10 protein-coding genes and 1 pseudogene are annotated in these 13,873 nt (G+C 47.4%); 10 read left to right on the forward strand and 1 reads right to left on the reverse strand.

From position 1 onward, the window contains the following. Window positions 1–5 precede the first annotated feature (5 nt). Window positions 6–3,215: a glycoside hydrolase family 2 TIM barrel-domain containing protein gene (locus tag MKY97_RS06550; protein WP_342554675.1), complete on the reverse strand. Its 3,210-nt coding sequence runs from the start codon at window positions 3,213–3,215 to the stop codon at window positions 6–8. 128 nt (window positions 3,216–3,343) lie between these two features. Here MKY97_RS06550 and MKY97_RS06555 point away from each other — a divergent pair, with 128 nt between their 5' ends. From MKY97_RS06555 to MKY97_RS06600, 10 genes and pseudogenes are all read left to right on the forward strand, one after another. Beyond that, window positions 3,344–4,180, forward strand: coding sequence for an AraC family transcriptional regulator (locus MKY97_RS06555; protein ID WP_342554676.1), 837 nt, complete (start codon window positions 3,344–3,346; stop codon window positions 4,178–4,180). 290 nt (window positions 4,181–4,470) lie between these two features. Then, window positions 4,471–5,427, forward strand: coding sequence for a helix-turn-helix domain-containing protein (locus tag MKY97_RS06560; RefSeq protein ID WP_342554677.1), 957 nt, complete (start codon window positions 4,471–4,473; stop codon window positions 5,425–5,427). 32 nt (window positions 5,428–5,459) lie between these two features. Further along, window positions 5,460–5,948: a DinB family protein gene (locus MKY97_RS06565; RefSeq protein WP_342554678.1), complete on the forward strand. Its 489-nt coding sequence runs from the start codon at window positions 5,460–5,462 to the stop codon at window positions 5,946–5,948. Window positions 5,949–6,134: 186 nt separating this feature from the next. Next, complete coding sequence (locus MKY97_RS06570) at window positions 6,135–6,416, forward strand: hypothetical protein (protein WP_342554679.1); 282 nt, start codon at window positions 6,135–6,137, stop codon at window positions 6,414–6,416. A gap of 156 nt (window positions 6,417–6,572) precedes the next feature. After that, the gene (locus MKY97_RS06575; protein ID WP_342554680.1) at window positions 6,573–7,262 is read left to right on the forward strand and encodes a hypothetical protein; all 690 of its coding nucleotides are present in this window, start codon (window positions 6,573–6,575) and stop codon (window positions 7,260–7,262) included. A gap of 84 nt (window positions 7,263–7,346) precedes the next feature. Further along, window positions 7,347–7,886 carry a GNAT family N-acetyltransferase gene (locus tag MKY97_RS06580; protein ID WP_342554681.1) on the forward strand — a complete coding sequence of 180 codons (540 nt, stop codon included), beginning with the start codon at window positions 7,347–7,349 and terminating at the stop codon, window positions 7,884–7,886. A gap of 434 nt (window positions 7,887–8,320) precedes the next feature. After that, window positions 8,321–9,166 (forward strand): rhamnulose-1-phosphate aldolase, encoded by an 846-nt coding sequence (gene rhaD, locus MKY97_RS06585; RefSeq protein ID WP_342556263.1) that lies wholly within the window; start codon window positions 8,321–8,323, stop codon window positions 9,164–9,166. A 345-nt stretch (window positions 9,167–9,511) separates the two neighbouring features. Continuing rightward, window positions 9,512–11,329 carry an APC family permease gene (locus MKY97_RS06590; RefSeq protein WP_342554682.1) on the forward strand — a complete coding sequence of 606 codons (1,818 nt, stop codon included), beginning with the start codon at window positions 9,512–9,514 and terminating at the stop codon, window positions 11,327–11,329. 434 nt (window positions 11,330–11,763) lie between these two features. Continuing rightward, a pseudogene (locus MKY97_RS06595) lies at window positions 11,764–12,728 on the forward strand (sugar ABC transporter permease). After that, window positions 12,725–13,546: a carbohydrate ABC transporter permease gene (locus MKY97_RS06600; RefSeq protein ID WP_342554683.1), complete on the forward strand. Its 822-nt coding sequence runs from the start codon at window positions 12,725–12,727 to the stop codon at window positions 13,544–13,546. Before MKY97_RS06595 ends, MKY97_RS06600 begins: the two are co-directional and overlap by 4 nt. Window positions 13,547–13,873: the final 327 nt, after the last annotated feature.

A 13,873-nucleotide genomic window follows, 5' to 3' on the forward strand; every position in this document is an offset into this window, starting at 1 on the left:
TCCATTTATACAGGCTTCACTGTAAATATGAAGTGATACGGACGATTGGCCTGCAGCGTATACTCTGGATGCGTACGTGCACTCCAGCTGTCGTCACCGCCTACACCCATCTGCATATAGTTGATGCGGGCGATGGTGTGTGAGCTTACTGGCAATTTGTAGACGTGGTCACCTGCTTCCAGTTCTTCTGGTGACCACGGAAGTGCATTGATTTCAAACGGAGCATTGGCTTCAAAATACAGACCGCTGCTGCCATGTACAGCATTATCAGCATTTCCGTCGTTTGCAGCCCTTCCAGCATTCCCGTCAGAGCCATCATTGCCCTTCTCACCATCACCACCCACAGCAGATGTGATTGCTGCATATCGCACATCCGTTTTGTTACCGCATTCCTGCGGTTTCAGGTATGGCACGAACTGATCACGAACGGCTCCGGTGTAATAGCCCAGGCGTGCACTGGTCAGACGGTCAACATAGTTGTCATGCGGCCCTCTGCCGTACCAGGAGATGGAGTCCAGACGATCTGTTAATTCAAACAGCATGCCGAATTCAGGCAGCTCAGGCAGACCGGCACCGGGAACGAGGGTTTGACTGATCTCAAGCTCGCCATTTGGTTTAATGTGATACGTGATAGACAGCGTAGTTCCCGGACTGGCATCCCATGTAAAGTCCGTTACCACATGACAGCCCTGCGCATCCGTATGATGTTCGAAACGAATCAGTCTGTTCGTCACATGAGCATCCCGCCAGAACGCGGCGCGTTCATTCAGTTTGTTACCCAGATCGTTATCTGTCATTGCACGCCAGAAGTTCGCACGAGCAGGGGACAGCAGCTGCTCCTGAGAGTTAATCTGATAGGAAGTAAGTGCGCCAGTAACCGAGCTAAAGCTTACGGAAACTTCACCCGCATTCACTTTCAATCCGCCATCTTGCAGTTCCTCCACTTGAAGCGCGTCACTTGCTCCCGCAACAGGTTGCTGAATTGCACGCAGACGAGGAGATACGACGAATTGCTCCCAACCAATCTCATGTCCTGCTTCTGCCCACTTCGCAGCTTTCTTGGTCTCCAGAGAGACAGTAAGAACAGCTTCTGTGTACAGGTCGGAAGATGGTGTGTAAGGGATATGGACTTCAACGGATTCACCAGGCTGAGCAGCAATATCCAGGTGGCCTTTTTCTACAGGTACACCGTTATGGGATAACGTCCAGGCCAGTGCATATTCATTCAGATCGGTGAACAGGAAATGATTCGTGATGCGAATCAGCCCGGTTTGCAGATTGAGTGCCTGCATGCGAACGTTCTGATAACATTTTTTCACTTCTTCGAGCTTAGGTGTAACGGTTTTATCTGCCAAAATCAGTCCGTTGCCGCAGAAGTTGCCGTCATGCGGTGATTCACCAAAATCTCCGCCGTATGCGAGATATTCCACACCGTCTGCTGTCTTGGTACGGATCGATTGATCCACCCAGTCCCAGATGAATGCCCCTTGTAGAATCTCGTATTTATCGAACATTTCCCAGTACAAATGCAGGCCGCCGCAGGAGTTCCCCATGGCATGACTGTACTCGCAGATGATATAAGGTTTTTTATCACCCTTCATACGTGCGTACTGCTCGATATCATTCGGACTGATATACATCGTAGACTCAATATCACTGGCTGAATCGGAAGGGCGGTAGTGATAGGTGCCTTCATAATGAACGAGTCTTGTCGGATCAGCTTGTTTCAAATAGTCATACATGGCAATAAAGTTATCGCCGCCAAACGATTCATTCCCGAGTGACCAGATGATGATGGACGGATGGTTTTTATCCCGCTGGAACATCGAATTACAGCGATCGATAACATTGCTGCGCCATTCCGGTTTGCTTGCCGGGATGTTGTCGTCATTCATTTCTTTTTGCCCGTAGTACCAGGTACCATGTGTCTCCAGATTCGTCTCGTCAATAACGTAGAGTCCATATTCGTCACAAAGCTCATACCAAAGCGTCTGGTTCGGATAGTGGGACGTTCGTACAGCGTTAATATTGTAGGCTTTCATCAGCTCAATGTCGCGAATCATATCTTCACGTCCGATGGCCCGTCCTGAATCAGGCGAGAATTCATGGCGGTTGACACCTTTGAATACGATGCGTTTGCCGTTAATTTTCATCAAGCCGTCCTTGATCTCAAATCTGCGGAAGCCGACACGGGTGCGAACAGCCTCTACCGTTTCGCCCGATGTATTCTGAATGGACAGCACCAGTGTGTACAGGTTAGGCGTTTCGGCACTCCACAAGAGCGGGTTCGCAACTGGAGCAGAGAGGTGTAACGTTACTTCTTCTTCATTGGTAAAAGAAACCTCTGCCGCCAGCGGCTGATCCAGAACAAGCTGCTGCTCCGCATCATAGAGCTGCGCTTGAACCGTCAAGCCTTCCACTTGCTGTCCAGCATTATGATTGTACAGTTGCACATCCAACTGAAGTTCTGCATTCTGCAAAGCATCATCGAGTTCTGTACGAACGAAGAAATCAGCGATCTGAACCGGTGAAGGCGAGTGCAGATATACGCCGCGGAAAATACCGCTAAGCCGCCAGAAATCCTGATTCTCCAGCCAGCTTGCATCACACCAGCGGTAAACTTCAACCGCGAGCTTGTTCTCGCCTTCTGTCAGGTATGCCGTGATATCAAATTCCGCAGGTGTGAAGGTATCTTCACTGTAGCCCACAAGCTCTCCATTCACCCAAACATAGAAAGCTGATTCAACACCCTCAAAGTGCAGCAGGACAGGACGTTCCTTCCAGTCCGCAGGTACCGTGAATGTGCGAATATATGAACCTACAGGGTTGTAGGTTGCCGGTGCAAAAGGTGGCTTTAACTCAGGCTCACGCTCTACCCATGGATACGTCATGTTGGTGTAATGAGGGTAATCATAACCCTGAAGCTGCCAGTTGGATGGCACGCTAATTTCATCCCAGCCGCTGGCATTATAGTCCGTTTCATAAAAAGAAGTAATCCGCTGTTCCGGCGTTTCCGCAAAGTTGAACTTCCATGATCCATTCAGAGACCTGTACCATGGAGAAGAGGTGAACTCATTAGACAAGGCCTCTTCTATAGATGGGAACGCTACCATATTGGCATGCGCTGGCAGACGATTCACCTGAAACGTCTCGGGATTGTTGTTCCATTCCGGATATCCGTTAGCCGGAGGGGTGTGCACGAGTTTCTTTCGCATAACAGCAGCTCCTTTGATCATGTTATAATATATTCACAGTATAGAATTGATCAGGCACTTAGAGAATAAAGGATATTGCCCATGTATATCACAATATGAAACTAAGGCTGGAGAGCGTGGTGTGCCGGATGAATACACGAATCTTTTTTGGCAAAACAGATGAAGCCGCACGTCTGCCGATCTATATGACGACCGTCGGTTACTGGGAACACCAATTCGAAACGGAGCGCCCGGAAGGTTTCCCCGATTATCAGATCCATCAGGTCATTCAGGGGCAGGGCAGGCTGATTATAGAGGATGAAGAAGAATATACCGTTGGTCCGGGGGAAGTATTCATCACCTACCCTGACATTCCGCACCGGTATATGCCAATGACGGATCGCTGGGAGCTGGCGTGGGTATCCTTTCAGGGCAGGGAAGCCAGTCAGCTGCTGGCCTATGCGGGGATTACCAGTTCAGGCGTGTATAAACTTAGAAATCCCGAGCTGCTGTCTGCCTTGGAGCAGATGCTTGTGAGGGGAGAGGGCACGGGGGATACGATGGATGCAGCCGAGGATCGGGATAGCTCCAAACATCTGTACGCCCTGCTTCTTGATTTGAAACCGCTGCTGATTGTTTCGGACAATGACAACGATGAGATGGAGCGTCTAAAACCGGTGCTGCGCTATATTACAGAACATCTGGATCGGCCGCTATCGCTGAAGGAACTGGCCAACGTTGCCGTTGTATCTCCTCAATATCTGTGCCGGTTGTTCCAAAAGGCCCTGCATGTCAGACCTGTATTTTATATCAATCAAGAGCGAATCAACCGCAGTAAACAGCTGATGTTCAGTGAACGGGCACTGCGAATCTATGAAGTTGCAGACCGGGTTGGGTATGAGAATGCAAGTTATTTCTGCAGCATGTTCAAACGGCATACCGGCATGAGTCCGGAACGATTTCGGAAGCTGCACGGTTTAAGCTAAACCGGAGCGAACGTTACCCTGCTCATTTTTTGATCTGTTCTTCATCAGAATTTCAGTTTCTCTTAAGGTTGGGGGATTAAGATTACTCTTGTAAACCCCTTCTCGTGTTAAATAGATGTGTGACTGGCCCTGTTCGGATTATCCTCCGAGCAGGGCACTTTTTTTACCCTGATTAAAGATCATCATGATATGATGAGAGAGAAGACTGACCATAATGATACATAACGTGAACCCAGAGATCGGGTCAGATTTGTTCCATTTGAATGAGGAAGGGAAAGGCAGGGAAATGAATGGATACTCTTCTGCACTCGTTGTATCGTCCCGTACAACTGAATGGACTTGATCCGCGTACATACTATATCGAATGCGATCCGTCGCCTGTACTTAAGCCCTATGTCGCCTGTTACTGGGAGTCTGGGAGCCGTAAACATGCAGAAGGCGATGGACAAGACGCGGTGACAATGGATATCAAGGTGAGGGATATCATGCTGAAGTCTGCGACTTCTGCCCGTGTGCTGCCGGATGGCTGTACCGACATCCTGATCGATTATAATCCGGAGAAGGATCGACATGCGTACAGTTATTGCGGCAATTACATGCAGCCATTTGCTTTTCCGTTATCGCAGACAGCGCCGCTGGCGGGAGCTTATACATTTGGTGTGCGTTTTTTTCCCGGAGGAGCACCTTTCCTGCACGGCCAATCTCTGGATTTGTTCACGGATCAACGTATACCGCTGGAGGATTGCTGGCCGATCGGGTGGGACGAGCTGCGGATACAGATGCAGGAAACAATGAATTTCGCAGAGCGCGTGCAGGTGATGGAGCATTATCTCCGGCGTATGATTGCATCCAGCAGCTGGGCTCCTAATCAAGCCGATCAGGATTTGCTTCGCAGCGTTTTGCACCGCATCTTCAAGGAAAAAGGCACCATGAGTATACAGGAAATTGCGCTGCGGGAAGCGGTCAGCGAACGCCAGCTTCATCGTAAAATGACCGAGCAGGTGGGCATCAGCCCCAAGCGATTCAGTGAAATTGTTCGTTTCCATCAGGTACTGCACGGAATCCGGAATGGGCATACTGCTGACGGAGCAGCTCTTGCTCAGACCTATGGTTTCTATGATCAGGCACATCTGATCAGGCAGTTCCGCAAGTTTTATGGCGATACGCCGCTGGCTGCTGTTCAGGAGCATCAACAGATGTTGTCCGAAAAGTACAATGATGCGGCAGTATCCTCCGTTATACTATGAACCATAGACTTATTACAAAGGAGTAATGAATCATGAATGGAACATTGCAAATTCGGGATCATCTGTTAACGGAGCTGGAGACTGGCGTGCGTACAGGCGCTTCGTTAATTCGGCTTATACGTGAGGAGGACTGGGCATATCGTCCGCAGGACAATATGCGCTCACTCGTTGAACTGGTGCATCATTTTATCCAGATTACCGCTTCGGATCTTGTCATTATGCAGGAAAAAGGTGAAGCTGAAGTAAGTCAAGTGGAGAACAGCCTATCGGGAAACCAGGATATTGAGCAATTAGAAGGGACATTATGGAGTAACTTTGAGGCATATAAAGCGTATATCACAAGTCTCAGCGAAGAGGACTTTCTGAACCGCTCTACCCAAGCTTTCTATGCAGAGCATGGACATCTGCAGGTGCAGTGGCAGATCGAAACGCTGACACATGTGTTCCACCATCGCTCACAGCTCTACAATTATCTCAAACAGCAGGGGCATGAATTAAACTTCTTTATGCTGTATGCTTAATTTATTCTTGAACAAACAGCTCCGCCGGATCATCCGGCGGGGCTTGTTTTGTTTTTTGCGAATATGCAGTATCTATTAAACTTGCATGTCAGCTATAAATGTACGTTCTACCACGGTCGATTCACCGTGGCTTTACTAGATTTCAAACATAGAATACCGTATCAAAGCAAAAAGGAGGTGATTTTGATGGCCATCCTTTTACCATTACAATTCTACAATCTTCCAGCAGGTGTGGGTAAATCCTACTATGAAAACCTGTCTGGCGGCACCAATGCAAGTGTTACGGTGAACAACAATGGACCGTTTCCGGTATCTCTCGTCATCACTCGTGTCAATGCTCCGGTTGTCACTTATGTTGTTCCGGTGAACAGCAGTTTGAGCATTACCGCAAGTCAGGTGCTGGTCTTCGCTTTGCTGGCGAACCAGGGAGGTGCTGCTTCCGGTACGATTGAAGTTGCTTTGTCGTAATTCGGTGTGGTAGAAACTTAAGGGCCTCTGTCGGACATGTTCGGCAGGGGTCTTTTTTTGCTGGTGTGATCTGGATTTATAGTGATAATATACTAAGGTGTGTTGATTTACTATTTTAAGCAGTGTAGTCTGCAGGAAAAAGAAGGGAAGATAAGGATGATCAAAAAAATGTTCTGTTACATCCTAGGAGCAAGCCTAGGTTTAACCGTGCTGTTATCAGCGCCCATGTTAGCTCAAGCAGAAAGACAATCATTAAATTACAGTAACGGAGCAGTATATTACGGAGAGACCAAAAACGGAAAACCTCACGGGGAAGGAACAATGACATGGGGGAAATCCAAAACTTACAATGGAAGCTGGATGGAGGGCAAACGTTCAGGACAGGGAGTTTATAAGATGATAACGCGAGAAACAGACCGAATCTCAGAAACACAGTATGAAGGAACCTGGAAAAGCGATCAAAAAGAAGGCAAGGGGGAACTGCGTGTCAACGAGATTAGTCTGACTGGAACAATGCTGGAGTCACGAGTGCAAACAGGGACCTTTTCTAAAGATCAGTGGATTGCCGGGTATGATGTGCGCAAGGGGGAGTCTGACCCTCCGTATTATTTTGCTTATCAAGATGCAAAAATAAAACTTCAAATTATGGGTGAGGCAGGAGAAATTTTGAAAGGGCTTAAAGAAGGTTATTTCTTCACTTTTAAGTATCAAAAAGGAAAAGTACATAAAAATGTTGGTGTCGGGGATGAGTATGATCCCAAAGCGTTTCGTTCCTTTATCTTAAGTATAGAAAAAGAGATTAAACCTTATATCCAGCAATTCGAAAAGCTTGCGAAAAAACTATAATTGTTTATCCCGAACCCGGTACGATTAATTACATAGTATAGACCGCACGTTGAGAGCGTGCCTCGGATTCGGGAGGTTGATCGAATGAACCGCAAGCGAACAAAATTAATGGAAACAGAACGACTTGTATTTACGACATGGGACGAAGGGGATCAGGCACTCGCATTTGCGCTCTGGGGTGATCATGAGGTGACCAAGTGGATCAGCGGCAGCGATGTGCTGAGTGAAGAGGAAGTGGAAGCGAGGTTAACGCAGGAGATTCAGCGCGAGAAGCAGGAGGGAGTGCAGTACTGGGCTCTTTTTCAAAAAGATTCTGGCGTATTTGTCGGCTGCTGTGGTCTTTATCCTTATGCACCGGAAGAAAATATCTATGAGCTTGGTTTCCTGCTGACCCGGGATCACTGGGGACAAGGATATGCACAGGAAGCGGCACAGGCCGTTGTTCACTATGCTTTTGACAAGCTAGAAGCATCCTCTCTGGTTGCAGTGCATCATCCTGATAATGAAGCGGCGTATCACATTCTAAAGAGGCTGGGGTTTGAGCATGCGGATGATCGGCGGGATGAGGCATCAGATATGGTGCAGCCATTCTATCGTTTGCAAAAAAATAATGAAGTCTGCTGAATACATCCCTCATGTGGCGTTATCCAAATGAATATGCCGGAATCTAGTTAGAGGCAGCGCCATACGCCATGTCATTGAACGAGTTTCATATTATGCGGGATGATCCCCTGTTATTTTATGCTGTATTTATTTTGCTTTCAGCTTCTTTTAAGGTAAAAGGGATAAGATAACTCTTGTAAACCCCTTCTCGTGTTAAATAGATGTGTGACTGACCCTGCCGGGCGACGGCGGGGTGTTTTTTTGTTTTATTTCTATCTTATTATTATGTTACGATTTATAACAAAGAAAAACAAACATAAATAAAATATTACAAAAGTTATTTTAAGCATAAATCATTGACTTTCAAACACAAACAAAGGTATAATAAATGTGAAAAAAGGAACTTACTTTGATCGTGACAGACCATTTATAGTTGAACATAGGAGAGGATAATGATGAACGTGACCCTTCGTACCGAAAGACAGCACCCTGCCGGGTTCGATATTCCATTTGTACGCGAGATGGCAGAGATTACGCAGCATATGTGGAAGAATGGCTGGGATGAGCGCAACGGCGGCAATGTCAGTTATCTGCTGAGCGAAGAGGAGGTTGCCCCGTACATCGATATTCATCGGGTCATTCGGACCATTACACCTGCCTTTTCCGTGCAGGAGCTGGCAGGTCAGTACTTTATCGTTACGGCTTCGGGCAAATATTTCAAAAACGTGCTGGCAGACCCGGAGGGCAATCTGGGCGTGCTTCGTGTATCGTCAGATGGACAGGAGCTGGAGGTGCTGTGGGGACTGAATGGCGGAGCGAATCCGACAAGTGAACTGCCAACCCATTTTATGAGCCATATGGAACGTTTGAAAATAGACCCGAATCACCGGGTTGTGATGCACAACCATGCGACACATGTACTTGCGATGACCTTCATTCATGAGCTGCATGAGGCCAAGTTCACGAAGACTCTTTGGCAGATGTGCACCGAGTGTGTGGTGGTCTTTCCAGATGGCGTTGGCATTATCCCATGGATGATGCCTGGGTCGAATGAGATCGGCCGCGCAACCGCGGAGAAAATGAAGGAATACCACGCAGTCATCTGGCCGCAGCATGGCATATTTGGAACAGGCACAACGATCGACGAAGCGTTTGGACTGATTGAAACGATTGAGAAGGCCGCCCAAGTATACATGCTTGTTGCAGGCCATGACATCCGCCAGCGGATCACGGATGAGCAGCTGCGTGCACTTGCGCAGCAATTCGGCGTAACGCCTCGTCCCGGTATCATTGAAAGTTAACTTGCAGCAATCCGAATATGACAATGGTGTCATATCAAACTAACGAAATAATTGAACAGCAGCAGCCTTCGATTCTCTGAATCGAAGGTCTTTTTCTTTTTTTCAGGCAAACAATCGTCGTTTTGGTTCAAAAACGTTCAATTTGTTCAGTAAGAATGGCTTTGTTATCGAATATTGAATCGCAGCATGCATTATCACGCGCTGGCGATTTTCGGGTGAAATGACATATTGTCAATGGCTCTGCGATTTTGCATAATAACTATGCTTCACAGATAAAAACATACATTGCTTTACAGATGAGATGAAAATAAGCTTACAGATGAGAGATGGAAGGAAGTTATGATCATGCTTGGCAAAATGAAGAGAATCTTAATCGGCAAGCCAATGAAGTCGGCTGAATTGGATGCAGAAAAATTGGGGAAATGGAAGGCGCTCGCCATTCTGTCCTCCGATGCTTTGTCATCCGTGGCCTACGGTACGGAACAGATTTTGCTTGTGCTGGTTGCGGCCGGATTCGCCGCCCTGTGGTACTCGGTTCCGATTTCCATCGCCGTGCTGGGATTGCTCGTCATTTTAATTTTTTCGTATCGCCAGACGATATTTGCTTATCCTACAGGGGGCGGCGCATACATCGTAGCTAAGGATAACCTGGGTACCACACCGAGTCTGATTGCCGGAGGTTCACTGCTGGTCGATTATATCCTGACGGTGGCTGTGAGTTCGTCCGCAGGCACGGATGCGATCACATCCGCTTTTCCTGTACTGCATGACTATAGTGTCATTATTGCGCTTATTATGATTGTGTTTCTGACGGTTATGAATTTGCGGGGGGTTACGGAGTCAGCTTCGGTGCTGGCGATCCCCATTTATCTGTTTATCTTCTCCATTGCCATTCTCATTATTTCGGGCGGTATCAAGTTTCTGGCTGGCGGAATGCATGCTGCGGCTCCAGAGTTCGGAACAAGTCTGTCACATGTCAGCATCTTCCTGCTGCTCAAAGCGTTCAGTTCTGGGTGCTCGGCTCTGACCGGGGTAGAGGCGGTAAGTAACGCAATCCCGAACTTCAAGCAGCCTGCGGAGAAAAATGCCGCTGGAACCTTGCTGCTCATGGGATGTATCCTCGGAGCAATGTTTATTGGCATCACGCTGCTAGCCTTTGGGTACGGCATCAAGCCTGATCCGAAAGCAACGGTCATTTCCCAGATTGCCGAAGCGACGTTTGGCAGAGGGTGGATGTATTTTATCATCCAAGGTGTAACGGCTTTGATCTTGTTCCTGGCCGCCAATACAGCATACTCGGCCTTTCCGCTGTTGTCTTTCATGATGGCAAAAGATAAATATATGCCGCATATGTTTATGGTGCGAGGAGACCGTCTGGGCTTCTCGAACGGCATTATTTTTCTCAGTGTGATGTCTGCATTGCTGGTGGTAGGTTTCAAAGGAGATACCGGCAGCCTGATTCCGCTCTATGCGGTTGGGGTGTTCATTCCGTTCACCCTGTCCCAACTGGGCATGATGATTCGTTGGATCAAAATCAAGCCGTCCGGGTGGAGAACAAAGCTTCTGGTGAATACGATCGGTATGCTGACCACGTTGTCGATTACGCTGATTTTTATTTTTACCAAGTTCACGCAGACATGGGTTATCTTTATCTTCCTGCCGCTTGTAGTCTATGTGTTCATGCGCATTCGCAGCCATTATTGCAACATTGCAGACGAACTGCGTATCGATATTCAAGTGGATAAACCGGCCAAGAAAGGCAACACCATTGTTATTCCGGTGGCAGGCATTACTCGGGTCGTCATGAATACGATCAGTTACGCACAGACGATGTCGGATCATGTAGTGGCGCTGTACATTGGCTTTGATGATGAGGCCATTCGCAAGATGGAACAGAAGTGGGAGGAATGGAATCCCGGCGTGCGTCTGGTCGTAATCAAATCAAGGTACCGCAGCATTATGGGGCCGCTGAAGAAATTCATTGATACCGTAGAGTGGAAAACAGCTGAGACCGATCATATCACCATACTAATTCCGCAATTCATTACGAAGCACTGGTGGCAAAATGTACTTCATAACCAGACCAGCTTTATGATCCGTGCCTATCTGATTAATTATAAAGATGTGATTGTTACCACTGTACCGTATCATCTCAATCGATAATTGAAGAAGGCAGCGGAAATACCAGATGGGCGAGATGCTGAATGAAGTTGATGAAGTATCGAACTTAATGATCTGCATTTTGAAAATGGAAGTATAATGTAAAATGAGGTTTATCATTGTAACGTTAATATTTAATATAGTATTTACACATATTACCGCAGGGAATTCTCCAGGAGAGGAGGTTCCTTGCGGTTTTTTGTATATTTGTAAAGCGCAGTACCCTCTAGCTGATCCATGCTGTTTTGTGTAAAACAACTTGGTGAGGATTAACTTGATTTTGATGAACATTTCATTTGGCTGTGACATTGAAAATTTAGACTAGATCATGTGGTGCCGAGCTGAGTCCATCGCGAAGCTTGTACACTCAATCGAAAATTGAAAAGCTAAATGAGAAGTGTAAATCAAGAAATGTATTTTAGGAGGAAAAACGTCAGATGAGTGATCTTGATAACCAGTTCAGCCTGCCCGCCGTCAAACGGCGTATAACCTCAAGTACACGTGAACAACGAACAGCCTCACTTCGGCTGCAGCGTGTGAGGGAGAACCTGCTGGCCTATGGTTTTCTGGCACCATCACTGCTTTTGTTTGCTGTGTTTTTGTTTTACCCCATGTTCAAATCGGTGTATCTGAGTCTGCATTCTACCGATCCGACAGGACAGATTGCAGCTTACGTAGGGCTGGAAAACTTCAAAGCGGTATTTCAGTCAGGGCTGTTTATGCAGGGCATGAAAGTGAATTATTATTTGTCCTGTTCACCGTACCAACGGGTATATTCGGGGCTCTTATCCTAGCTGCTCTGACCCACAACCGCTTCAGGGGGATGCGTGTGTTCCAATTTGTATTCTCGCTGCCTGTCGTGTTATCGGTTGGCTCGTCGGCGGTCATCTGGAAATTTCTATTCCATCCGACGCTTGGCATGCTCAATTATCTGCTTGGCAGAGCAGGGATTGATCCCATTCCTTGGTTAATCAGTCCCGATTGGGCACTGATTTCCATCTCCATCATGACGATCTGGATGAATCTCGGTTTCAACTACATCATTCTATCCAGCGGATTGCAGGGGATTCCGGATGAAATCTATGAAAGTGCCAGGATGGATGGGGCAGGTGCACTCTTGACGTTTCGCAAAATCTCCATGCCGCTGCTGTCGCCAACCCTGTTCTTTGTGACGGTTGTATCCATCATTGGAGCGTTTCAATCCTTCGGTCAGATCAACATTCTGACTCGGGGCGGCCCAATGGACAGCACCAATGTGTTTGTGTATTCCATCTATCAGGAAGCTTTTGTTAACTTCCGCTTTGGGACAGGCAGTGCACAAGCTTTAATTCTGTTTGCAGTCATTATGCTGCTGACCCTGCTTCAGTTTAAATGGGTAGAAAGGAAAGTACATTACCAATGAGTGCAAAATGGACCCAGACCCTGCTCTATATGCTGCTGACGATCTGCGCTGCACTGGTGTTATACCCGGTGATGTACACCTTTTTCATGGCCGTGATGACTCCTGAGGATGCCAGTGCTTATCCACCGCATATTATCCCGACTGCCGTTGATTTGTCCAATTTCGCGGAGGTATTCGACATTGTACCGATTGGACGGTTCATCGGTAACACTTTTCTGGTAGCGGGCTTGACCACGATCGGTCAATTAAGTACAGCCAGTATGGCTGCCTATGCTTTTGCCAAGATGCAGTTCAGAGGCAAAAACATTATCTTCAGCATGTTTGTTGCCACCATGATGATTCCGTGGGAAGTCACCATGATCCCTAACTACCTGACGATTCGCAGTTGGGGCTGGCTGGACAGCTATCCGGGACTGACGGTGCCGTTTCTCGCAACGGCATTCGGTACATTTCTGCTCCGGCAGTTCTTTATGCAGCTTCCCAAGGAGCTGTTCGAAGCAGCGAAAATCGACGGCTGTGGACACATTCGTTATTTCATCTCACATGTGCTCCCACTGTCCCGTCCAGCCCTTGGCACGTTAGCCATCTATTCATTCCTGAGTATGTACAATTCATATCTGTGGCCGCTGCTCGTCACCAATACCCCTGAGATGAGGACAGCTCAAATCGGCATCTCCATGTTGGAGTTCCAGGAATCGACGGCGTGGAATCTGGTGTTTGCCGGAACGGCGATGGTGATTGTGCCATCCCTGCTGCTCCTGATCTTTGGACTGAAACAGCTGGTACGCGGCATGGCTGCAGGTGCGCTTAAGGGATGAAAGATAGATAAATAACTTGCAGCAATCTGCGTTAACATGTCTGGCCGAGCTTGCAGGTTACGCATGAACTGCCAGGAGCGAATAAAATGAGGCGCGCCTCTTAACAAAGTTTTTGTGAAACAGCAAGAGTAGTGGAGGAGAAGAATCAATTCTGAAGAAGCGAAGCGCTCGCCTTTGTCTCTAGAATTTACACAACTAAAAATAGTTCAATTAAATTTGGTGACAACAGCGATCGTAAGAATGATTCATATCCGTAACGGTCACTTTGCAGTTTACAAGAATCTTTTTTAACACGAGCCATATAAAAGGAGAGCGACATGAAAAAAG

The organism is Paenibacillus sp. FSL R7-0652 (genome assembly GCF_038595045.1).
GTDB lineage: Bacteria > Bacillota > Bacilli > Paenibacillales > Paenibacillaceae > Paenibacillus.

What these genes read in the sequence shown, in the direction of transcription:
- MKY97_RS06555 (WP_342554676.1), top strand. Translation starts at nt 3,344, where the DNA reads ATGAATACACGAATCTTTTTTGGCAAAACAGATGAAGCCGCACGTCTG.
- rhaD (WP_342556263.1), top strand. Translation starts at nt 8,321, where the DNA reads ATGAACGTGACCCTTCGTACCGAAAGACAGCACCCTGCCGGGTTCGAT.
- MKY97_RS06575 (WP_342554680.1), top strand. Translation starts at nt 6,573, where the DNA reads ATGATCAAAAAAATGTTCTGTTACATCCTAGGAGCAAGCCTAGGTTTA.
- MKY97_RS06580 (WP_342554681.1), top strand. Translation starts at nt 7,347, where the DNA reads ATGAACCGCAAGCGAACAAAATTAATGGAAACAGAACGACTTGTATTT.
- MKY97_RS06600 (WP_342554683.1), top strand. Translation starts at nt 12,725, where the DNA reads ATGAGTGCAAAATGGACCCAGACCCTGCTCTATATGCTGCTGACGATC.
- MKY97_RS06590 (WP_342554682.1), top strand. Translation starts at nt 9,512, where the DNA reads ATGCTTGGCAAAATGAAGAGAATCTTAATCGGCAAGCCAATGAAGTCG.
- MKY97_RS06570 (WP_342554679.1), top strand. Translation starts at nt 6,135, where the DNA reads ATGGCCATCCTTTTACCATTACAATTCTACAATCTTCCAGCAGGTGTG.
- MKY97_RS06565 (WP_342554678.1), top strand. Translation starts at nt 5,460, where the DNA reads ATGAATGGAACATTGCAAATTCGGGATCATCTGTTAACGGAGCTGGAG.
- MKY97_RS06560 (WP_342554677.1), top strand. Translation starts at nt 4,471, where the DNA reads ATGGATACTCTTCTGCACTCGTTGTATCGTCCCGTACAACTGAATGGA.
- MKY97_RS06550 (WP_342554675.1), bottom strand. Translation starts at nt 3,215, where the DNA reads ATGCGAAAGAAACTCGTGCACACCCCTCCGGCTAACGGATATCCGGAA.